The following is a 21895-nucleotide window of genomic DNA, read 5'->3' on the forward strand; positions in this document are numbered from 1 at the left end:
AGGGGACTTCAATCGCCGTCCAACTTCGGCGCGAGCCGATCAATCCTCAATAATCTCCAGCCCCGCCCAGGGGACCGCTTCCAACTGGTCGCGGACGTGCTCGGCGTCGGCCACGACGACGGCGACGAGGGCGTGCGGATCGAGCCGGCGCTGGGAGGCGGCGATGATCGAGGGGAGGTCGACGTCCAGCAGCCGCTCGGGGAAGTTCACCAGGTCGTCCATCGGCAGGTCGTGGATGAACAGGTGGGCGTAGCGCTTCACCAGGGCCGACGGCGTTTCGAAGTGCCGCGCGTGGCCCTCGATTAGGGACCGGCGGGCGTCGTCGATCTCTTCCTTCGTGGGAGGACGATCCGACAGCAGGGCGTCCAACTCGCGGCGGACGTCGTCGAAGGCGATCGTCAGCTTGTCGGCCTGCAGCGAGGCGGAGATCGCGAACGGACCCGCGCCCCGGCGGGCGTCATAACTGCTGCGGACGCCGTAGGTGAACCCGCGCTCCTCGCGGAGCTTCTCGTTGAGCCGCGAGGTGAACTGGCCGCCGAGGACCTGGTTCATCAGCATCAGCCGGTCGTGGTCCTCGTCGTCGCGGGCGATGCCGACGTGGCCGAACCGCACCACGGCCTGAGGCGCTCCAGGGCGGTTGAGCAAAAGGATCCGCGGCCTCTGGCCGAGCGGCGGCGCGGTGATGGTCGGTAGCGTCGTCGGCTCGCCCCGCCAGTCGCCCAGGCGAGCCTCCAGCAGCTTCAGCAGGGCGTCCGGATCGACGTCCCCCGCGGCGATCACCCCCGCCTGCGACGGCCCGAGGTGCTTCTTGTGGAAGGCGACGGCCTCCTCGCGGTCCAGCCCGGCGACGACCTGCTCCACCCCGTCGAGCGGGTGGCGATAGGCGTGGCCCTCGGGATAGAGCGTCTTCATCAGGGCCCGATGGCAACGCGCGTCCGCCGAGTCTCGCTCGGAGCGGAGGGCGTCGACGGTTCGTCCCCGCAGGCGGTCCCACTCCTCGGTCGGGAATGCGGGCTCGCGGAGGATGTCGACGGCCAGGTCGAGCGTCCGGTCGAGGATCGACTTCAGGCAGCGGAGCGAGACGAAGGCTCCATCCCACCCGCAAGAGCCCGACATCGCCGCCCCCATCGACTCGATCTCGGACGCGATCGCCTCAGCCGAGCGCTTCTTCGTCCCCTCATCGAGCATCGACGCCGTCAGATCGGCCAGCCCCGGACGGTCGATCGGCTGAAGGGCGCCGCCGCCGCGCATCGCCACGGTCAGGGAGACCGTCGGCAGGTCGCGTCGCGGCAGGATCCAGACCGGCAGGCCGTTGGAGAGGGTGAAGACCTCGGGCTTCGGCGCCCGGAACGTCGCGGGCTTGCCGGCGGGAGGAGGCGTGGCCCGGTCCACCTTGGAGACCCCGCCGACGGCCGGTTTGCGGCCGAAGACGTTCAGGGCGACGTACGGCTTGCGATGAACGTAGTCGACGGCCGCCTCCTGCACGTCCACCAGCGAGACGTCCAGGAATCGTTGCAGGTCCGTGGTGATCCGCGCAGGGTCGCCGCAGTAGACGTTGTAGGCGTTGAGCCGGTCAGCCACGCCGCCGAATCCGCCGGCGTTCTCCAGCGCGAACAGAAAGGCCGACGCCTTGATCGTCTTGACGCGTTCCAACTCCTCGTCGGTCACGCCCTCGGTCGCGATCGCCTCAACCTCGTCGAACAGCAGCTTGCGGACGTCGGCCATGGAGGCCCCCGGCCGCAGCGTGGCGATCAGCCCGAAGGTCCCAGCGAGTTCTCGTCCTGACTGGTAGGCCGTTACGTCCTGCGCCCATTGACGCTCCAGCACCAGCTTCTTGTAGAGCCGGCTGGACCGGCCGCGGCCCAGGACGTCGCCCAGCAGGCTGAGGGCGGCGTCGCGCTCGTGGAACTGGGGGACGGTGTGCCAGATCAGATAGACGCGGTCCATCTCGACCCGGTCGATCAACTCCAACTCGCGCGAGGCGGCGAGCTTGACGGGCGGCGTCCACGGCCGCAACGCCCTGGCCCCGCCGGGGATCGGGCCGAAGTAACGCTCGGCCATCGCGAAGGCCTCGTCCTCGGGAACGTCTCCCACGATCGCCAGGCTGGCGTTGGCCGGGACGTAGAAGCGGCGGAAAAACGCCGCCACGTCGTCACGCGAGGCCGAGTCCAGATCCTCCATCACCCCGATCGTCATCCACGAATAGGGATGTTGGGGGGGATAGAGAGCTTCGAAAAGGATGCGCCAGGCCTGACCGTAGGGGCGGTTGGCGTGGGTTTGGCGGTACTCGTTTTTGACGACGTCGCGTTGGATGTTCAGCTTCTTCTCGTCGAGGGCCGGGATCAGCCAGCCCATGCGGTCGGATTCCATCGCCAGGACCCGCTCGACGTGGACGGCGGGGAGGTCCACGAAGTAGTTGGTGCGGTCGGTCGAGGTGGAACCGTTGACGCTGCCCCCCAGGGGCTGCAGGTGTTTGAAGAAATCACCCGGGTAGTGCTCGGATCCCTCGAACATGATGTGTTCGAACAGGTGGGCGAACCCGCGTTGATTGCGTTCTTCGTCCTTGGAGCCGACGTGGTACCACAGGTTGACGGCGGCCGTGGGGAGGCCGGGCCGGCGTTTGGCGATGACGTCGAGGCCGTTGGCGAGCGTTTGCTTGCGGAATTCGATTGGCGGGGGCGTGGTCAAATCGCTCATCGGACGGGGGCTCGCTTCGGGTCGTACGGGCCTTGAGAATCGCCGGGACGTTCTTCACCTTATCCACTTCAGCGATTTCCGGGGAGGCCGAGGCTTTCGTGCCGGTCTCACCGCGAAGTTTGGTCACAAGCGGTCTGCGACGGGAGTAATATGGCCGTGCTCGGCGGCGCCGGCTTGTCGGCCCGCGGGCTTTTCTCCTAAGCTGACGGCGTGATCCGCCCCGCGACGGACCCGAAGAAAATCGGGAGGCCGCTGGGGGGCGTTGCGTCTCGGCGGTAGAATTGCCGATAGAAGTCGGCACGACGTCGCGCGCCGTCCGGCTCGCGCGGCGTGGCATTCCATGAATCCCAGGTCGTTCGTCCGGCGGTGGGGCGGGCGCCTTTTCCGATACCCTCTGCGAAGGTCGGGATGTGAACTGGGACGATATCATCATCGACGCCTCGGCCTCCGACACCGGCATGCGTCGCCAGAACAATCAGGACAGCCACACGGCCGTCCGGGCGGCCAACAGCGAGGTCTGGCGGCGGCGCGGGCACCTGTTCATGGTCGCCGACGGCATGGGCGCGCACGCCGCCGGAGAGCTGGCCAGCAAGATGGCCTGCGACCTGATCCCGCACAGCTACATGAAGACGAAGGCGGGCGCGCCGGGAGAGGCCATCGCCAAGGCCTTCCGCGACGTCAGCACCCAGATCCACGTCCGGGCCGCCGCCAACCGCGACTTCGACGGCATGGGGACCACCTGCTCCTCGCTGCTGCTCCTGCCTGAGGGCGCCCTGGTCGCCCACGTGGGTGATTCCCGCGTCTACCGGATTCGCGACCATCGGATCGACCAGCTTTCGTTCGACCACAGCCTGGTCTGGGAGCTGGTCCGCCGCAACCACCTGACGCCCGAGCAGGCCAACGTCTCGATCCCCAAGAACGTCATCACGCGCAGCCTCGGCCCGGCCGAGGTCGAGGTCGACCTGGAAGGCCCCCTGGCCGTCAAGGAGGGGGACGTCTACCTGCTCTGTTCCGACGGCCTCTCTGGACCCGTGACGGACCCCGAGATGGGCGCCTTCGCCGGCTCGTTCCACCCGAGGGACGCCTCGCGGTACCTCGTCCACCTGGCCAACCTCCGCGGCGGCCTGGACAACATCACCGTCGTCATCGTCCGGATCGGCCCGTGGGTCGATCCCGAGTCCGGCGAGATCGACCAGCAAGACCCCGACGCCAAGAAGGGCAAGGCCTCCAATGGCGTCCCCAGGTCGTGGAAGGACCGTCTGCTGGAGCGCTTTACCGGCCCCAAGCCGCTTCAGCCCCTGGCCCCCGAGGACGAGCACCGCTACCGATCGGCCGATTGCACCATCGGCGAAGAACTGATCGAGAAGCTGCACCAGCTTGTCGAGGACGTCCGCGAGACGGCCGTTTCCCAGGCCTGGTCGGTCGACTGGCACCAGCTTTCCGAACACCGTCGCAAGCTCGCCCAGGGTCAGGAGTCTGGCAACTCCTGGGTCGTCCTCCGCGAGATCGGCGAGATGGTCGCTCTGCTCGGCCAGGCCGGACGGTTCCATCGCAAACAGGTCCCGATCTGACCTGATCGACCGGCCGACGGCCTCGCTCCCCCGAACCCGACGGACCCCGCCGATGCCCCACGACGAGCCCGCCTCCGACGCGACCCGCTGCGCCCGTTCTCCGGAGGCGCCCCGGTCGATCACCGAGCCCCTGGCGCCGCCGATCCAACTGGCCTCGGTCTACCAGGTCGCCGGGCTGGACGACGCCGACGCCCTCTTCAGCGGCCGCGCCGAGGGCTTCTTCTACGCCCGCGACGGCCACCCCAACGCCGCCCAGCTTGCGGCCAAGGTCGCCGGTCTGGAAGGAGCGGAGGCCGGCTGGGTCTGCGCCTCGGGCATGGGAGCCATCGCGGCGAGCGTCCTGACCCTGGCCGAGCAAGGGGCCCGCGTCATCCTCTCGGAGGGGCTCTACGGCAAGACGACCACGCTGGTCGCCCGCGAGTTGGCCCGCTTCGGCGTCGGACACGACCTGTTCGATCCGTCCGACCCCGATTCCCTTCGCGACGTTTTGGCCGAGCCCCCCGGCGCGTGCCTCGTCGTGGTCGAGACCCTGTCCAACCCGCTCCTGCGCGTCTGCGACCTCGAGGGCGTGGCCTCGGTCGCGGCCGAGGCCGGCGTACCGCTGCTGGTCGACCACACCTTCGCCCCCCTGCTCTGCAAGCCGATCAAGCTGGGGGCGACGCTGGTCGTCCACTCGCTGACCAAGCTGATCGGCGGCCACGGCGACGTCACCCTGGGCGCGGTGGTCGGCCCTCGGGAGTTGATCTCGCGGATCCGGCCGGTCGCCTCGACGTTCGGCCAGACGGGCAACCCGTTCGACTGCTGGATGGCGATTCGTGGCGCCGTCACGCTCCCCCTGCGAGTCGAGCGGACCTCGCAGACGGCCCTCGAACTGGCCCGTCGGCTGGAGGCTCATCCCAAGGTCGAGCGGACGATGTATCCCGGGCTGGTCTCGCACCCCGACCATGCCCTGGCGCGGCGACTCTTCCCCAAGGGGTTCGGCGCGATGGTCTCGTTCGACGTCGGCAGCCGCGAACTGGCCGATCGCCTCATCCGAGGCCTGCGCGACATCCCCTTCGCCCCCAGCCTGGGCGACGCCCGCACCACCGTCAGCCACCCCTGCTCCACCAGCCACCGCGGCCAGGACCCGGAAGTCCTCGAACGCCTGGGCGTCACCCCGGGCCTCGTCCGCCTTTCCGTGGGGCTTGAGGACGTCGAGGACCTCTGGAACGACTTCGCCCAGGCTTTGGAGTTTGCATGAGTTCGAGCCCTCGGTCAGAGCGCTGCTCGATGCCGATCTCTTCAATCAGGACACGGCGCCGACTGCAAGGCAGGAGTTGTGGCCGCCGAATCCGAAGCTCGTCGACAGGGCGTGGCGGACGCGCATCTCGCGGGCGACGTTCGGGACGTAGTCCAGGTCGCAGGTCGGGTCGGGGTTCTCGTAGTTGATCGTCGGGGGGACGACCCCTTGGACGATGGCCAATGCGGAGGCGATGAGTTCGATGGCACCGCTCGCTCCGCAAAGGTGTCCGGTCATCCCCTTGGTGCTGCTGATCGCCACGCGATAGGCGCGGTCGCCGAACGCTTCCTTGATCGCCTGGGTCTCCACCTGATCGCCCAGGACGGTGCTGGTGGCATGGGCGTTGATGTAGTCGATGGCGTCCGGTTCGAGGCCCGCGTCATGCAGGGCCGCCTGGATCGCGCGGACGGCTCCCCGACCGTCCGGATGCGGGGCGGCGATCCCGTAGGCGTCGTTCGTCCGGCCGCATCCGAGCAGCTCGGCGTAGATCCGTGCCCCTCGCTCTCTGGCGTGCTCGAACTCCTCGAGAATGACCAGGCCCGCCCCTTCGCTTAGCACGAAACCGTCGCGGTCGCGGTCGAACGGTCGGCTCGCCGTCTGCGGATCGTCGTTGCGCGTCGAGAGGGCTCGGGCGGCGACGAACCCGCCAAGCCCCAGGGGCGTGATCGTGGCGTCAGAGCCGCCGGAGAGCATGACGTCGGCCTCGCCCCGCTGGATGGCCCGGAAGGCGTCGTGGACCGCGTCCGCCGCGGAGGCGCAGGCCGAGGCCACGGCGCCGCTCGGCCCCATGAGCCCGAACTGGATGGCGACGCACGCCGGCGCGGCGTTGGGCATCATCTTGGGGATGATGAACGGACTCATCCGCCGAGGCCCCCCCTTGAGATAAGAGGAGTGCCCGTCCTCGAACTCGTTCAGGCCGCCGATGCTGCAGCCCAGGATCACGCCGCGGCGATAGGGGTCGCCGACCGAAAGCTCAAGTCCGCTGTCCCGAACCGCCTCGACGGCCGCGTGGACCGCGAACTGCGAGATCCGGTCCATTCGCTTCGCGGCGCGAGGATCGGGAAGGCTCGTCGGGTCGAATCCCTTCACCTCGCCCGCGAACCGGACCGGGAAGGCGCTCACGTCGAACTGCTCGATGGCTCCGATCCCGCTCCGACCGGCGCACAGACCCTCCCAAGTGGCCCCGACGCTGAGCCCCAGCGGGTTCACCGTCCCCATGCCGGTGATCACGACTCGACGTGGACGCTTCATTGATCGCCCTCCATGACTGTCAATTTGGGAAGCACTTGCCGAACGCGACCAGGAGCCGCAGCGGGCCTCGGACGCGGATCTTCCCGCGGAGCATCGCCCAGACGAGGCTCCGTCGCCTGGCCAGAAAGCCCATCCAGGCGTCGCTGTCGGCCGTGATTCGCATCTGGGCTTCGCCGACCAACCCGTCCTGAACGGTCAGCCTGCGATCCTTGATTACGACGGTCGCCTCGGCAGGTTCTCGCCCCGTGAACGTGAAGTGGTAGGCGGCCGACAACCCCCGCGAGGCCTCGCGCTGGAAGGTGAGCCTCATCCCGAAGAGGAACCCGCGGATGGACGCGGGACGCATCCCGCGCACGCGGCGGATCGTCTTCCGCGGGAACCGTTTCGCGACGTGCGCCTCGGCGTCCGAGCCGGGGACGACGTAGATCGGCTCCTCCTTTTGCTTCAGGGGATCGACGACCTGCTCGAGAAAGGTCTTGCGATCGTCGAGGAACGGCCCGATGACGTCCTCGCCCGCGGGGCAGACGGCCAGGCAGTAGGCGGCCTTGTAGTTCGCCTTGAACGACAGGCTCTGCCACATCGACGCCGACTCGTTCGCCGGGACCCGGCGACGATAATCCTCGCCGTCGCGGCTGTCGGCGATCGTCGCGACCCAGTCGGTGAACCCGTTCATGAACTCGCGGTAGTTGTGCGTCACGCAGGCGGAGAAGTTGAAGTCTCCGTCCGCGCCAATGGCTCCGACCGGGCAGGCCGCCACGCAGAGCTTGCAGCCCAGGCACGGGTTGTAGTCGATCGGGGCAGCCTGGGCGGAGACGTCGGCCGCCACCAGGATGGTCCCCAGGTTGATGAAGCTGCCGAAGACCGGGTGGATGACGCAACGGTGCAGGCCCATCTGACCCAACCCGGCCGCAACGGCGACCGGCTTGTGCGCGACGACCCAGATCCGCCCGGGGAAGCGGTCCATCTCCATCGGAAAGGCGGACGTCGGATTCAGGGCCGGCACGCCCGCCTCGCCGAGCGCCCGCACGACCTTGCGCGTCACCTCGTCGAGATGCTCGTAGTTGGCGTGGAACTCCTGGTTGGCGATCGATCGGGCCGGGCTCCGGATCGGCTCCGGGTTGAGGCGGCAGACCAGGCTGACGAGCGTCCGCGTCGTCGGGAAGGCGGAGAGGATCTCGGATCGCTGATCGTCGAGTTCGGTACGCCCGATCGCCACGAACCCGACGTCGTCGGCCCCGGCGTCGAGGCAGAGTTGCCGCAGCCAGGCGGCGTCCAGCGAATCCGGCGCCTCCGCCCTCGCCCGCTCCCGATGGCGAACCACGCTCGGATGCCGATCCAGCTTCGTCACGAGAACTCCTTCTGTTGTAGCTACAACAAATGCGATCGATTGTTCTCGAAGCCCATGAGCCGCCGGCGTTAATCGGCGGCCGCGCCCCAGCCAAGCCTCGACGCGATCTCACGGATGGCTTCCACGCCAGGGTCGCCGATCAACCGTTTCGCCTCGGCTTGGGCCTTCTCCCAGGCGGGCTGGGTCCGGGCGAGCAGGTCCCGCCCCACGGGCGTGACGCGGAGCAACTGGTTCCGCCCGCCGGTCGGCGGGTCCGACTCCAGCCAGCCCTTCTTCTTCATGACCTCCACGTCCCGGCTGAGCGTCGATTTCTCGATCCGCAGGAGTCGGGCGATCTCGGTAGGCCTGGCCTCACCCCGGCGGGCCACCGCCACCAGGATGTTCCCCTGGCTGACCCGAAGCCCACTGGGCCTGAGCGCCTCGTCGTAGATGGCGGTCACAACCCGGTTGATGAGGCGCACCCGGACTGCGATGCAATCCGTCGCCACCGTCTCGAGCATTTCCGGCTTGAGGGGGTCTCGCTTCATACTAACGTTGTATATACTACGAAAGGTCTGGTCAAGGGGGCTCGTCGAGTGAGGCGCCCTGCTGGAGGTTTGATCGGAGGGAGTCATGTCATCGATACTTGAACGGGGCCTCAAAATCCTGGCCGGCGAACTCCCCGCGCCTCCCGCGATGCAACTCCTGGGGATCGTCGCCAGGGAGTTGGAGCCGGGACGGGCGGTGTTCGAGCTTGCCGCGGACGCGAGGCATCACAACCCCATGGGGACGCTGCACGGCGGCGTCTACTGCGACCTGGCCGACGCGGCGATGGCGATGGCCTACGGGGCGACCCTCGCCGACGGCGAGTCGATGACCACGGTCGAGCTGAAGATGCAGTTCCTCCGCCCGGTGCGGACGGCCCTGCTCACGGCGGAGGCCCGGGTGGTCCAGGCGACGAGTTCGATCGGCTACACCGAGTGCGAGATCCGCGACGCGCGCGGCCGATTGATGGCGAAGGCGTCCAGCACCTGCATGCGCCTCTCCAAGACAGGCCGTCGGAGCGAGGGCCGGCCGAACGCTGCGGAAAGCCCGGACGAACTCCCCAGGAAGCCGGACTGATCAGGAGGACGACACCGGCCCTGACGACCATGGTGCTTTCACGATCAGCGCCGTCGGTCGTTCCGCCGCCTCAGGAGTCCGCCTTGGGGGGCGTGGGGATGGTGGCGAAGTCCGGCCCTTTGCGGGTGAGCGGGCTGCGCGGGGAGAGTCGCAGGGATTCGGGCGAGAGCGACTTCGCCGGAAGCGACGGGGCCTTGCGGTCGACGAAGTCGACGTCGACGACGGGGGCGTCGTCGCGGGCCACGAAGTTGTTGAGCCAGTCCGAACGGGTGTAGCGCTGGGGAGGGACGCCGGTCTGGCCGCCGTCGTCCACGCGGTAGACGGCGATGTCGTGGTAGCCGACGTTTTCGCCCGTCCAGCGGATCCGGTCGGCGAGGTCGCGGGTGCGGCCTCGGCCGTCGACGCGGAACAAGGGGGACGAGCCGTCGCCGCCGGTGCTCAGGACCGAGTCCCGGGCTTCGACCTGGGCGAGTGGCAACTCGGTCTCGTCGATCGAGCCTTCCAGGTGGATCAGGCCTCCCTTCGCCCGGGCCAGGGTGCGGTCGAGGCGGAGGCTCAGCGATGGATCCTCGCGAGTCGGCAAGGTCCCGCCCTGGGCGTGGACCAGCGAGCCGTCGGCGGCGGCGACGACGTTGTCCAGCCGGCACTCGAGCCGCTGGTTCGACCCCACCGCGACGACGTCGCCCGCCGTGCGGAGGAAGCCGTCTCGGATTCGGATGACGGCCGGCCGCGGCGGGATCCCATCGGCGGGGAAGCCTCCGGCGCGTTGGGGGACGACGGCCGCGACGGCAAGCGCCGTGGCCTGGCCGACGAGGCTGATCGTGCAGTCGGTCAGCTCGACGGTCGCCCCGGCCGCCGCCACGAAGGCTGCGAGCCGACCCATCGACTGGCGGTCGAAGTCCTGGACGATCACGTCCACGCCCCGCAGTCTCAACTCGCCCGACGGGACGTGGAAGAGCGCGCTCCAGGAGGCCGGCGAGCCGAACGGCGAGGGGTGGAACCGGAGTCGGGGACGATGGCGACGCTCGCCGGGTTCGGCGGCGATCGTCCATGAGCCGGGCGGGAGGTCCAGCGACGCCAACTCCAGATCGACGCCCGAGCCGAGCCGCAGCTCTCCGCCGCCCGCCGGGGCGTGGTGGGCGATCAGAGCCCGCAGCTGCTCGGCACTTCGGATCACGTCCTCTTCCGGAACCGTCGCCTCTTCGTGGGTGGGGGCCGGGCGCGTGGGCTCGGCGGCGGCCTTCGTCGCGGCGGCGTTCGGGACGCCCATCGCGGGGGTCGCTTCGAAGGGGCGTGCGCCGGAGTCGTCCTCGGCGGCGTCCACCGTCTCCATCGGCGGCATCGTCATCGGTTCCGGAAGGTCCCCCTGGGCGAGATCGCCGGGCAGGGAGGTTTCGGCTCGGGGCTCGTCGGGTGATGCGACGGTCGGGGAACCGGGCTCCGGCTCGTCGAGGTCGGCCGCCGCAAGCGCAGACGCGGCGAGTCGCGGGGGACCAGCCGCGACGATCAGGGCGCCGAACGGGCCCTTGCGCGCGCCGACGTTCGTCGCCGAGGCCAGCCGGAACGCCTTTGAGGGAGCTTCGCGGTTCTGGGTCAGCTCGCGGGTTGGGTCGGGGGATTCCCAGACGGGGGTCGCCGCGAGCGAGGAGCGGGCCTCGCGGAGGTCGGCCCGCCAGCGGTCGAAATCGCGGACCGCCTCGTCGGAGTTCGGTTTCCCAGCAACGTCGAGCAGGACGTCGAACTTGCCGTAGAGGTTGGAGCGTCCGTTCCAGGACAGGTCCCGAGGGGCGTCGACCAGGGCCAGGATCCGAGGGCCGACGACGGTCGAGACGTCCGTCGGGGCCAGCACGCAGTCGTCGACCTGGAACCTCGCCTGGGGGCCGCGGACCCGGAAGACGGGGGCCGCGCCGGCCATGAAGCTGGAGCGGACGATCAGGACGTCGCGCGAGGGGGCGGAGGCGGAGGCGTCGCTGTCGTCGTCAAGGGCGACGGCGGTCCCTCCAGGGCCGAAGGTGCAGTCGTGAAGCTGGACGTCGGCGGGGCCCTCGCAGTCGACGGCGACGGCGCCCGGATCGAAGTGGCACTGGTCGGCGATGATCGGCGGCGGTCGGTCGCCGGACGGCGGATCGGGATGGGAGACCCGGCTGCGGACGGCGACCAAACCCGGTCCGGCCGCCGGATCGCCGGGACGCCGGAAGGAGCACCCTTTGAGGCGCAACTCGGCGTCTTCCAACAGGATCGAGGCGAGCCGATCGTCCAGCGCGCGGCCCTCGGCCTCGAAAACGAGGCCCTCGACGTTCAGCCGGCCGCGAGTGAAGGCGATCAGCGAGGTCGCCGGGGATCGGGCGTCGGCGGCGAAACGGAGCACCGGCCGTTTGCCGGCCTCGGCGCGGATCGTGAGGTCGCGCGGAGCCTGATCGCCCCGGGCTGTCGGCGGTCGGCCGCCGACAAGATAGGGGCCGTCCCCGGTGAGCGTGATCACCGCCTTGTGAGGAGCCGAGGCCAGGATCGCGGTCAGGTCTTCGCCGGGACGAACGTCGATCTTCCGCGGCGTCGTCGAGCCCGTCGCCGAGGCGGATGAGGCCGAGACCGCGCCAGGGGGCCCCAGGGCCGGGCCGGCGACGGCCGCCGTCGATGGGACGGGTGACGAAGACCGCGAGGCGCTCAGCGGCGGATACTCGACGGGGGGCGACGCCGTCGGCGGATCGATCAGGTCGCGTCCCCAGAAGAAGAGGCCGGCGCCCAGCATCAAAAAGCCGGCCAGGGTGAGCAGAGCCAGCGGCCGTTCCCACGCCGGCCGCTCGACGCTCGCCGCGACGGCCGTCTCGACGTGCGGCAGTGTCAGGCCGGTTCGGCCGGCGACGTGCAGCAGGTCGCGGACGAGCTGCTCCGGCGACTGGCAGCGCCGGTCGCGGTCCTTGGCCATCAGCTTGTCGAGCACCTTCGCCAGCGCCGGCGGCACGGCGGGGTTCAACTCGCGGACGTCCGGCGGCGGCTCTTCCTGATGCTGCAAGAGCTTCTGGAGCACGGTGCCGCCTGGAAACGGCGGCTGGCCGGTCAGCATGTGGAAGAGCGTGCAGCCCAACGAGTAAAGGTCGCTGCGGACGTCGACGTCCCTGGGATCGCGGGCCTGTTCAGGGCTGATGTAGTCGAACGTCCCCAGGGTCATGCCGGTCTGGGTCAGGCCGCCGCGCTCGCTCTGGCGCTCGAACCGCCGGGCCAGGCCCATGTCCACCAGCTTCGCCCGCCCCTCGGGGGTCAGGATGATGTTCGACGGCTTGACGTCGCGGTGGACGACGCCCCGGAGCGAGGCGTGGACGAGAGCCTGGGCGATCTGGAGCGTGACGTCCACCGCCTCGGCGACGGGCATCGGCCCGTTCGCGTCGACCCGTTTCCGGACCGTTTCGCCGGCGACGTACTCGAAGACGATGTAGTGGTACGGCCCGTCCTGCCCCAGGCTGTAGACTCGCGCGATGTTCTCATGATCGAGCCGGGCCGCCGATTTCCCCTCTTGATAGAACCGCTGGACGACCTCGGGATCGTCCACCTGGTCAGGGGGGAGGAGCTTCAGGGCGACCTCGCGGTCGAGCGTGGTGTCCTGGGCCCGGAAGACGGCCCCCATCCCGCCGGCGCCGATGGCCTCTTCCAGGACGAACGTCCCCAGGACGTCGCCGGCGCGAGGGAGCGGCGGCGTCGGCGTGGACCGGACGACGGCCGACGATCGCTTCGAGTTCGCGCTCGACCCGCGGAGGACGGTCGGCGAGCCGTCGGCCTCGTCGCCGGGCGTCTGTCCCGCGGCCATTCCGCGCGCCGACGCATGGCTCCGCGAGCCCGGGGAGGGCGCACGACCGCTCCGAGGGTCGGGGGGAGGCGTCGGGGTCTCGTGATCGCTCAAAGGGGCTCATCCCCCAAACAGGACGTCCGTGCGCATCCCTGGCGTTTCGAGACGAGAGACGACTGCTCAACCGCGGGACGTGAGGCCCATACGTGCATGCTGTGACGCGGAGCCTATCCAACTATATAGGCCGGAGCCTTCCGCTGTCAATGAGACCCTTGGCGGGCGGCGGCCCGTGAACCTCTCCTTAAACCGACTCAAGCCGAAAAACCCTGGCGGTCGATACAAAACTTCGGACGCTTCGGCCAAGGCCGGACGTGTCGTGGCAGGCATGGACAGGACTGGCGGCGCCAGGAGGCAGCGTATGTGGCACAGGATCCTTCGGAGGAAGCCGTTTCTTGCGTTCCCGCAAGCAAGCGGAACAGCCTGGCGCTCCGCCGCCCGAGCCAAGCGCCGTCCCGCCTTCGAGCCCCTCGAAGGCCGTGAGTTGATGACCGCCTCGCTGGCCGCGATTCCGGACGTCGCCGCGCCGGCCGGGGAAGGTTACCAGCTAACCCTGGACGGCAGCGCCTCCGGGGCCACGGATCAGACGTTCACGGCGACCTCGGACAACCCGAACATCTCGGTCTCCGTGGCGGACGGCCAGTTCTGGACGATCGACGTCCTGCACCTCTCGGCCGGGGGCTCCGACCCCACGATCATCAACGAGCCGATGACGTTCCAGTTCTTCCCTGAAGTCGCCCCGAACACGGTCCAGCGGATCACGAACTTCAGCAACAACGGCTACTACGTCGACACCGGCCGTTACTTCCCCCGGATCTTCGCCGGATTCGTCGCGCAGGGCGGTTCCGACAGCCCCACCAGCACCTCGTCGAGCAGCGGCGTGACGCCGATCGGCACCGAGGTCACTCCGTCGGTCGACTTCAGCAGCTACGGCCAGCTCGCCATGGCCAATACGGGCTCGGCCAACTCCAGCGACGCACAGTTCTTCATCACCTACGGCCCGCAGTCGTCGCTCAACCAGAAGTACACGATCTTCGGCCAGCAGGTCTCAGGCTACGACACGCTGGAGAAGCTCTCGCAGGTCTCCGTCACCACCAACTCCTCGGGCGAGAATTCGGTCCCGGTCAATCCGGTGACCATCACCAGCTCGACGATCTCCGACACGAACCCCAACGGCGCGCTGCTGATCGACACGACCAAGGCCGCGCCAGGGTCCAAGGCCACGATCACCGTGACGGCGACCGACCCGGCCGACGGCACGACGACCTCGCAGAAGTTCACCGTCTACGTCGCCGGCGACACCCAGGCCGTCCGCCAGATCGGCGACGTGCTGATCGCCACGCCGATCGCCCTGGGCAAGTTCTTCGGCGGCACCAACACGATCGAGGTCAAGCAGGTCGCCGCCCCGACGATCCCTGCCTCGCAGCAGGTCCAGGTGTTCGTCAACGGCGTGCTCGACACGACTCAGCCGTCGCCGGACAGCCTCTCCCAGATCATCGTTCAGGGCTCGAAGGCCAACGACAACATCACGGTCGACAACTCCGTCACCGTCCCCACGACGGCCGACGGCGGCCAGGGGGGCAAGAACAGGGTCACGGCGGGGGGCGGCTACTCGATCTCCCACGGCTGGTTCGGCAAGACCACGCTGGTCGCCGGCGACGGTCAGAACAAGCTGATCGGCCGAGCCGGGCGGGTCCGCTTCCGGGCCAACGCCAACACCGACTACGCCTACGCCGGCGAGGCCCGCGGCCGCGCCAGCAACGGCCAGACGCTCAAGCCGACCGGCACGTACTACCGCTACATCAACGGCCACCTGGTCCCCGTTCTCAAGATCCGAAGCTCAAGTTAACCTGGACGGGACCCGTCGAACGACCGCGAAGCGGGGGCGACCCCGCTTCGTCGCGTTTCGAAGCCCGACCGAGTTCCGCCCGCCATGACGCCGCTCCCCATTGACCCGGCCCTGCCCCGGATCCTCGACGACCTGGACGCCCGAGGCGCTCTGGTTCTGGTCGCCGAGCCGGGCTCCGGCAAGACGACCCGCGTCCCGCCGGCGATCGTCCGTCGCGGGACGCCCGGCCGGGTCGTCGTGCTCCAGCCCAGGCGGGTCGCCGCCCGATCGACGGCCGCTCGGATCGCCGACGAGCAGGGCTGGACTCTCGGCCGTGAAGTCGGCTACCACGTCCGCTTCGATCGCCGCGACTCGGCCGACTCTCGACTCGTCGTCATGACCGAGGGGATCCTCTCCCGCCGGCTCCTGGCCGACCCGTTCCTGGAGGGGGTTGGGACTGTCGTCCTCGACGAGTTCCACGAGCGGAGCCTGCACACCGACCTGGCTCTCGCCCTGCTCCGCGAGGTCCGCCGCGAGGTTCGGCCCGACCTTCGGATCGTCGTGATGTCCGCCACACTCGACGCCGAACCCGTCGCCCGGTTCCTGGACGCGCCGGTGGTCCAGGTCCCGGGTCGGACGCATCCGGTTTCGATCCAGTATCGCGACGCCTCCCGGCCGTCCGACCCGGGCGTGATCGCGGCGGCCGTCTCAGACGCCCTGGCCGACTCTCCCGATCGCGGGCACGTCCTGGTCTTCCTCCCAGGCATGGCCGAGATCCGTCGCGCCCAGGCCGAGCTGTCGCCGATCGCCTCGCGGTACGACGCCCGCGTCCTCCCCCTTCACGGATCGCTGCCGCCCGACGAGCAGGATGCGGCGCTCCGGCCTACAGATCGTCGCAAGATCATCCTTTCCACCAACATCGCCGAGACCTCGCTGACGATCGACGGCGTGACGACGGTGATCGACTCCGGCCTGGCGCGGGTCGCCGGCCACGACGCCGTCCGGGGGCTCGATCGTCTGGACCTACAACCGATCAGCCGGGCCTCCGCCGACCAGCGCGCCGGACGAGCCGGGCGGACTGGCCCCGGGTGCTGCATCCGGCTTTGGTCGGAGCAGCGGCACGCCTTGCTCGAACCGTTCGAGGCTCCCGAGATCCGCCGCGTCGACCTGGGCTCGACGCTTCTGACGCTCCACTCCTGGGGCGTGGCCGAGCCCGCCGACTTCGGCTGGTACGAGGCCCCCGAGCCCGACCGCGTCCGCGCCGCCGAAGCCCTGCTGGCGAGGCTCGGGGCGTTCGATCCGGGCACGCGCCGGATCACCCCGACGGGCGAGCGGATGCTGATGCTCCCCGTCCATCCTCGTCTCTCGCGATTGCTGCTGGCTGCGGCCGAGGAAGGGCTCTTGCACGAAGGCGCGGCGCTCGCCGCGTTGCTCTCCGAGAAGGACGTCGCCTCACGTCGGCGGTCGGGAGGTCATCGCGGCCTCTCCGACATGCTCGGCCGCCTGGACCTGTTGGCTGAGGCAGAGAGGGCTCGGTTCTCTCTGTCTTTGACCGATCGGGGGATTGATCCCGGCGCGGCGCGACAGGCTGCGAAGATCCGCGACGACCTCGTTCGCCTGGGCTCGCGACTGGAGGTCGGCGACGCCCCCGCGCTCGACGAATCGGCCCGCGAGGAGGCCCTGTTGAAGCTCCTGATCCTGGCCTATCCCGACCGCGTGGTGAAGCGTCGGGGGGCCGAGGAGACGGGGGTGATGGTCGGCGGCCGGGGCGTGCGGCTGGCGCCGGAGTCGGTCGTCCGCGACGGGGAGTTCTTCCTGGCGTTGGACCCGCGCGAGGACCGTCGCCGGGGGACGCTCGAGTTGCAGGTCTCGCTGGCGAGCGCCGTGAGGTTGGAATGGCTGGAGGAGTTGGAGCCGCAGTCGATCCGCCGCGAGCGGAGCGTCGAGTACGACCCGAGTCGCGAACGCGTCGCCGCGATGAACCGGCTCTGGTATGAAGACATCCTGATCCGCGAGGACCCGGCGAAGCCCCCCGACGCCCGCGAGGCGTCTGTCGCTCTGTTCGAGGCCCTCCGCCCTCGCGCCGGCGAGGTCTTCCGCGAGGATCCGGCGGCGGCCTCGTGGCTGGCCCGCTACGAGTTCGTCCGCCAGGCCGTCCCCGAACTGGAATGGCCCGAGTTCACCGACGAGGCGCTCGCCGGCCCGCTGGAGATGCTCTGCCATTGCAAGACGCGGACGGACGAGGTCCGCAAGGCCCCGAAGGCCGTCTACCTGGAGGGCCTGCTCACGCCGGCGCAGTCCCGCGAGCTAGACGCCTGCGCCCCCACCTCGATCACGATCCCCAGCGGCCGACACGTCCGGCTCGACTACGAGCCCGGCCGCCAGCCCGTGCTTGCCGCCAAGCTTCAGGAACTGTTCGGCTGGCCCGAAGCCCCTCGCCTCGCCCGGGGCCGCGTTCCGCTGCTGCTGGAACTCCTCGGCCCCAACCACCGCCCCGTCCAGGTGACGTCCGACCTTCGCAGCTTCTGGGCGACGACTTACCACCAGGTCCGCAAGGACCTCCGCGGCCGATACCCCAAACACCCCTGGCCCGAAGACCCCACCACCGCCCAGGCGCCAGTGAGGACGCCCCGGCCGAGGTAGCGGCTGAAATCATGATGGCCTTCCCCCCTCGCGGGGGAAGGCGGCCCTTCGGGCCAATACTGTTCGGCACGACTTGCATATAAGCCATCGGAGGCGATTGCCTCCCTTCTCCCCTGGTGGGAGAAGGTGGCCGAAGGCCGGATGAGGGGGATCCCAACGTCCGCCGACGGTTATGACCCCCCTCATCCGCCCCTACGGGGCACCTTCTCCCACCAGGGGAGAAGGGAGGTTTCCATCGCTTCTTCTGAAGCTCAATTCCCGTGCCGAACAGTATTGGCCCGAAGGGCCGGATGAGGGGGGGCCGGCGCGGACGCTGGACCGACTTGCTTCTTACCCACGCTTCAGCCTTCGGAACTCGTACTTCGATTGTGGATATAATGCTGATGCTGGCAGCATGGACGAACCGCGTCGCGGCAAAGGGAGATCTCGGACGTATGAGCGATCGATCACGAAAGCCGCTCTTCGAGCGTTTGAAGCAGAGCCTGGAAGATGGAATCGCGCATGCCAGGGGCGATATCTTTCTTCGGGAACATAGCCTCGGAATGGAGGAATCAAAATCAAAGGACGATGAGAAGGGCTCCCCGGTCTGAGATGACGTCATCGCCGGCATGGACTCCCTGATCGAGGCTTCGGATTCGGACGAGCCGATGGAGAAGCGGGGCGCATTCCCTCAGGTGCAGTGATGTTCTGGAATTATCGTGTCATGGTCAGGGCCGGTCGATACGCCGTGTACTCGGTCTATTACGACGATGATGGGAGCGTCCAGAGCTGGAGCGCTGAACCTATGGTCCTCAACGGCGGAAGCGTAGAGGATCTTACCGAGGAATTTGAGCGATTTCGTAGGGCCTTGTCCGAGCCCGTCCTCGATTACGACGCGCCCCTCCCAGAGCCCGAAGCGACGCGTGAAGACATCTAGCTGGATGATCAGCGTCCTGCGGCGGTCTTCGCCGGTTTGAGGTGCTCGTCGAAGAAGCCGACGACGAGGTCCGTCAGGTCGCGTTGGCGGGGCTTGAGGGCGAAGCTGTGCGGGGCGCCTTCGACGATGACCAGTTGCGAGGGGACGCCGATCTCCTTGAGCTTGGCGGCCATCTTATTGGAGTGCTCGATGGGCGTGGTCGTGTCGGCCGTGCCGTGGAGCAGGAGCATGGGCGGGTCGTCTTTGGTGACGTGCTCGATGGGGGCGGCGAGGCGGTAAGTCTCGGGGTCGTCCTTGAGCTTGGACTTGAACATGGAGTGGTCGCGGTCGAAGCCGGCGGCCATATGGGCGTACATCGGGACGGCGGCCTGGACGCGGGTGGAGATGCCGGGATCCTCGGCCGGCTCGAAGCCGTCGGATGGGTCTGTCACGGCGAGCATGGCCGTTAGGTGGCCGCCGGCCGAGCCGCCGATTGCGCCGATGTGGTCGGTGTCGACGTGCAGCTCGGCGGCGTTCTTGCGGAGCCAGCGGACGGCCCGCTTGCACTCCTTGAGGTTGTCGGGCCAGGTCGGGCTGCCGGGCTTGGCCAGGACGTAGTTGATGCTGGCGCAGACGTAGCCGTGCTGCGCGAGGGTCGTGCCGATCTGGATCTCGCGCTTGGCCCCCTTGTCGCCCCCCGTCCAGCCGCCGCCGTGGATGATGACCACCGCCGGCCGGGTCTCGCCGGGCTTGGGCTCGGCCGCCGGCAGGTACAGGTCGAGCTTCTCCGCGCGGTCGGGGCCGAGGTACGAGACGTCCTTGCGGACGACCACGTCGTCGGCCCACGCGGAAGCAGCCAGGGCGAGGAGCAGGATCGGGGCGTTCATGGAGAGGAGGCTCCGGCAGAGGTCAGAACAACTCGGCGATGGGCTGGCCGTTGTCGGCGACGATGAAGTGAGGGCGGCCCTCGGTGTCCTCGTAGGTCGCGTCGAGCGGTACGCCCATGTGGCGGTAGATGGTGGCGGCGAGGTCGCTGGGGCGGATCGGGCGGTCCTTGATGTGGCCGCCGTCGGCCTCGGTCGAGCCGATGACCTGGCCATGCTTCAGGCCGCCGCCGGCCAGGCACATCGACATGACGGGGTTCCAGTGGTTGCGGCCGTCGGTGCTTCCCTGCGTCCCCATCTGGGGCGTCCGGCCGAACTCGCCCATCGCCACGACCAACACGTCGTCGAGCATCCCGCGCTCTTCAAGATCGGAGACCAGCGTGGTGATGAGGTGGTCGAACAGGGGGAGCAGCGGCTTGAGCCCCTTGCTGATGCCGCCGTAGGGGGGGATGTTGTCGCCGTGGGTGTCCCAGGTGCCGGAAGCCGTGTGGTAGCTCAGGTCGAGCGTCACGAAGGCCGCGCCGGCTTCGACCAGACGACGGGCCAGCAAGGCCTGCTGACACCAGAGGTGCTTGCCGTAGCGCTCGCGGCTCTCCTTCGGCTCGTTCTCCAGGTCGAAGGCCTGCTGGGCGCGACGGCCGACGAGGAGGTCAACGGCTTCCTGGTTGAAACGGTCCATCGCGGCGACGTCGGGGGAACTGTCCAGAGTGCGGCGGAGGTTGTCGAGGTCTTCCAGCAAGGCGCGGCGGTTCTTCAGGCGTTCGTGGGTCAGGCCGCCGGGGAGGTTGAAGAACCCGGCGGGAGACATCCGGCCGGAGTCGACGCCGACGTTGTTGTAGATCGGCAGCTTGCAGGCCTGGTTGGCGATGAACGGGTCGTACCGCTTGCCGAGATAGCCGGCGTAGGCGACGTGGGTCCGCGAGGTCTGGAAGGCGATGTATGGCGGGATCCCCGGCGCGTTGGAGCCGTGGTGCCTGGCGACGATCGAGCCGATGGACGGATAGAGGTCCTTGCTCGGGCTGACGCGGGGCTCGGCGTCCAGGTTGGCGGTCTGGAAGACCTTGTTGGGCTCGTGGTTGCTGTGCTGGGCGTCGACCGATCGGAGGATGGTGAACTTGTCGAGCATCGCGGCCTGCTTCGGCAGGTGCTCGCAGATCAGGACGCCCGGGAGCTTGGTCTGGATCGTCCCGAACGGTCCGCGGTTCTCCAGCGGTCGGCCGGGCTTGGGGTCCCAGGTGTCGATCTGGCTGGGGCCGCCGGCCATCCAGAGGAGGATGACGGCCTTGCCTCCGGGCGGTCGCGTGCCGGAGGCCGTTGCGCGGAGCCGCAGCAGGTCGGGCATGGAGAGTCCGGCGAGGCCGGCGAGGCTCGCCTTGAGCATGCCTCGGCGGTCGGCGACGACGAGGCCTTCGCGTTCGCGGGCGCGGAGGCCCGTGAAGGCGTGTCCCTGGCCGTGGTCATGGGCGTGGCTGTGAGCCGGCTGGCGGGGGCCCGGTCGGTCCATGAGTCGCGTCCTCCGGGGTTGGGCGGCGTTTTGCAGGTGTTACACACTACACTCTCGTGCGGCGGGATCCCACCCAAACTCGAAGTTTGCGAGGGGTTTCCGCGCAGACGGTTCGATTGACAGGGTCGGGGGGAGCGGTAAAATCCACGAATGGCCGCCTCGGGACGGCCCAGCCAACCGGAAGGAGCCTCGATGTCCCATTTCCGCTCGAAGTTCCTCCGGATGCTGGCTGCGCTTGTCTGCCTCTCCGCGGCCGTCGCGAGGGGACAGGACGCCTCGGCGCCGCCGCCGGCTCCCGCCGCCGGCGGGACGTCAGCGCCGACGGTTGAGGCCAAGCCGGCCGTCGATCGCAACGCGATGCGCCGCATGCTCTTGACGGCCAACCCGATGCTCTGGCCGCTGGCCGCGTGCTCGATCCTCACCGTCGGGTTTGCCTTGGAGCGGTTCCTGGCGCTTCGGCGGAAGCGGATCGCCCCGCCCGACTTCGTCGATCGCTTCCTGGAGCGGTTGGCGTCAGGCAAACTCGACCGCGACCGGGCGTTGGAGCTGTGCAAGGCCCACGACTGCGTCGCCGGCCGCGTCTTCGGCCACGCCGTCCGTGCCTGGGGCCGGCCCGGGGCCGAGATCCGCCAGACGGTCGCCTTCGACTCGGCGGGCGAGGTCGTGGAATTGAAGCGGAACCTCCGGGTCCTCTCCGCGATGGCGACGCTCGGCCCGCTGCTAGGACTGCTGGGGACGGTCGTCGGCATCATCCAGTCGTTCGACGCCCTGGGAGGGAAGGCCGGCCCGCAGCGAGGCGAGATGCTCGCCCAGGGGATCAGCCTGGCGCTCGTGGCCACGGCCTTCGGGCTGGGGATCGCCATCTTCGCCGTCGCCGCGTATTACTTCTTGCTCAACCGCCTGGAGGTCCTGACCCGCGAGGTCGACGAGTACGCGCGGCAGGTCGTGGACATGGTCTCCGGCGACGTCGTCCGGCCCGCGGCGCTCGACCGTCGCGTCCCTCAGGGCTTGCCCGGCGACGTCTCTCGCACCCAGGAGACGCGCGTCGTCTGACGC

14 protein-coding genes are annotated in these 21895 nt (G+C 69.1%); 7 read left to right on the plus strand and 7 right to left on the minus strand.

Annotated elements, in window-relative coordinates; genetic code table 11:
* Positions 1-39 precede the first annotated feature (39 nt).
* On the minus strand, positions 40-2697 hold the full coding sequence (locus tag G5C50_RS13900; RefSeq protein WP_165070306.1) for a M16 family metallopeptidase: 2658 nt from the start codon (positions 2695-2697) through the stop codon (positions 40-42).
* A gap of 410 nt (positions 2698-3107) precedes the next feature.
* Here G5C50_RS13900 and G5C50_RS13905 point away from each other — a divergent pair, with 410 nt between their 5' ends.
* Both G5C50_RS13905 and G5C50_RS13910 read left to right on the plus strand, forming a co-directional pair.
* Positions 3108-4268: a PP2C family protein-serine/threonine phosphatase gene (locus G5C50_RS13905; RefSeq protein WP_165070309.1), complete on the plus strand. Its 1161-nt coding sequence runs from the start codon at positions 3108-3110 to the stop codon at positions 4266-4268.
* 52 nt (positions 4269-4320) lie between these two features.
* Complete coding sequence (locus G5C50_RS13910) at positions 4321-5508, plus strand: trans-sulfuration enzyme family protein (RefSeq protein WP_165070312.1); 1188 nt, start codon at positions 4321-4323, stop codon at positions 5506-5508.
* Positions 5509-5553: 45 nt separating this feature from the next.
* Here the strand turns inward: G5C50_RS13910 and fabF are convergent, their stop codons facing one another.
* The 3 genes from fabF to G5C50_RS13925 all read right to left on the minus strand — a co-directional run bounded on the left by fabF (position 5554) and on the right by G5C50_RS13925 (position 8673).
* A complete protein-coding gene (gene fabF / locus G5C50_RS13915) occupies positions 5554-6798 on the minus strand; it encodes a beta-ketoacyl-ACP synthase II (RefSeq protein ID WP_165070314.1) in 1245 nt (414 codons plus the stop codon).
* A 19-nt stretch (positions 6799-6817) separates the two neighbouring features.
* Entirely contained in the window at positions 6818-8146 is a 1329-nt protein-coding gene (locus G5C50_RS13920) for a 4Fe-4S binding protein (RefSeq protein WP_165070316.1), read from the minus strand.
* 68 nt (positions 8147-8214) lie between these two features.
* Positions 8215-8673, minus strand: coding sequence for a MarR family winged helix-turn-helix transcriptional regulator (locus tag G5C50_RS13925; protein ID WP_165070319.1), 459 nt, complete (start codon positions 8671-8673; stop codon positions 8215-8217).
* An 85-nt stretch (positions 8674-8758) separates the two neighbouring features.
* Here G5C50_RS13925 and G5C50_RS13930 point away from each other — a divergent pair, with 85 nt between their 5' ends.
* Entirely contained in the window at positions 8759-9247 is a 489-nt protein-coding gene (locus G5C50_RS13930; protein ID WP_165070321.1) for a PaaI family thioesterase, read from the plus strand.
* A gap of 70 nt (positions 9248-9317) precedes the next feature.
* Here G5C50_RS13930 and G5C50_RS13935 read toward each other — a convergent pair whose 3' ends face one another.
* A complete protein-coding gene (locus G5C50_RS13935) occupies positions 9318-13049 on the minus strand; it encodes a serine/threonine-protein kinase (RefSeq protein WP_165070324.1) in 3732 nt (1243 codons plus the stop codon).
* Between the two features lie 397 nt (positions 13050-13446).
* On the opposite strand from G5C50_RS13935, the gene G5C50_RS13940 reads away from it, so the two are divergent.
* The 3 genes from G5C50_RS13940 to G5C50_RS32335 all read left to right on the plus strand — a co-directional run bounded on the left by G5C50_RS13940 (position 13447) and on the right by G5C50_RS32335 (position 18146).
* Positions 13447-14934 (plus strand): peptidylprolyl isomerase, encoded by a 1488-nt coding sequence (locus G5C50_RS13940; protein WP_165070326.1) that lies wholly within the window; start codon positions 13447-13449, stop codon positions 14932-14934.
* An 84-nt stretch (positions 14935-15018) separates the two neighbouring features.
* Positions 15019-17556: an ATP-dependent helicase HrpB gene (hrpB, locus tag G5C50_RS13945; protein WP_165070329.1), complete on the plus strand. Its 2538-nt coding sequence runs from the start codon at positions 15019-15021 to the stop codon at positions 17554-17556.
* A 377-nt stretch (positions 17557-17933) separates the two neighbouring features.
* On the plus strand, positions 17934-18146 hold the full coding sequence (locus tag G5C50_RS32335) for a hypothetical protein (RefSeq protein WP_206107698.1): 213 nt from the start codon (positions 17934-17936) through the stop codon (positions 18144-18146).
* A 334-nt stretch (positions 18147-18480) separates the two neighbouring features.
* On the opposite strand, the gene G5C50_RS13950 is transcribed toward G5C50_RS32335, so the two are convergent.
* On the minus strand, positions 18481-19338 hold the full coding sequence (locus tag G5C50_RS13950; protein ID WP_165070332.1) for an alpha/beta hydrolase: 858 nt from the start codon (positions 19336-19338) through the stop codon (positions 18481-18483).
* 22 nt (positions 19339-19360) lie between these two features.
* Positions 19361-20839 carry a DUF1501 domain-containing protein gene (locus tag G5C50_RS13955; protein ID WP_165070335.1) on the minus strand — a complete coding sequence of 493 codons (1479 nt, stop codon included), beginning with the start codon at positions 20837-20839 and terminating at the stop codon, positions 19361-19363.
* A gap of 192 nt (positions 20840-21031) precedes the next feature.
* On the opposite strand from G5C50_RS13955, the gene G5C50_RS13960 reads away from it, so the two are divergent.
* Positions 21032-21892, plus strand: a complete 861-nt coding sequence (locus G5C50_RS13960) for a MotA/TolQ/ExbB proton channel family protein (protein ID WP_165070338.1) — start codon at positions 21032-21034, stop codon at positions 21890-21892.
* Positions 21893-21895: the final 3 nt, after the last annotated feature.

Origin of the sequence: Paludisphaera rhizosphaerae (assembly GCF_011065895.1) — a bacterium.
Lineage (GTDB): Bacteria > Planctomycetota > Planctomycetia > Isosphaerales > Isosphaeraceae > Paludisphaera > Paludisphaera rhizosphaerae.

Bases quoted from the DNA above. Each gene is read 5' to 3' on its own strand.
- G5C50_RS32335 (WP_206107698.1), top strand. From the start codon at position 17,934: ATGCTGATGCTGGCAGCATGGACGAACCGCGTCGCGGCAAAGGGAGAT.
- G5C50_RS13930 (WP_165070321.1), top strand. From the start codon at position 8,759: ATGTCATCGATACTTGAACGGGGCCTCAAAATCCTGGCCGGCGAACTC.
- G5C50_RS13960 (WP_165070338.1), top strand. From the start codon at position 21,032: ATGTCCCATTTCCGCTCGAAGTTCCTCCGGATGCTGGCTGCGCTTGTC.
- fabF (WP_165070314.1), bottom strand. From the start codon at position 6,798: ATGAAGCGTCCACGTCGAGTCGTGATCACCGGCATGGGGACGGTGAAC.
- G5C50_RS13955 (WP_165070335.1), bottom strand. From the start codon at position 20,839: ATGGACCGACCGGGCCCCCGCCAGCCGGCTCACAGCCACGCCCATGAC.
- G5C50_RS13925 (WP_165070319.1), bottom strand. From the start codon at position 8,673: ATGAAGCGAGACCCCCTCAAGCCGGAAATGCTCGAGACGGTGGCGACG.
- G5C50_RS13950 (WP_165070332.1), bottom strand. From the start codon at position 19,338: ATGAACGCCCCGATCCTGCTCCTCGCCCTGGCTGCTTCCGCGTGGGCC.
- G5C50_RS13935 (WP_165070324.1), bottom strand. From the start codon at position 13,049: ATGGCCGCGGGACAGACGCCCGGCGACGAGGCCGACGGCTCGCCGACC.
- G5C50_RS13910 (WP_165070312.1), top strand. From the start codon at position 4,321: ATGCCCCACGACGAGCCCGCCTCCGACGCGACCCGCTGCGCCCGTTCT.
- G5C50_RS13900 (WP_165070306.1), bottom strand. From the start codon at position 2,697: ATGAGCGATTTGACCACGCCCCCGCCAATCGAATTCCGCAAGCAAACG.
- G5C50_RS13940 (WP_165070326.1), top strand. From the start codon at position 13,447: ATGTGGCACAGGATCCTTCGGAGGAAGCCGTTTCTTGCGTTCCCGCAA.
- hrpB (WP_165070329.1), top strand. From the start codon at position 15,019: ATGACGCCGCTCCCCATTGACCCGGCCCTGCCCCGGATCCTCGACGAC.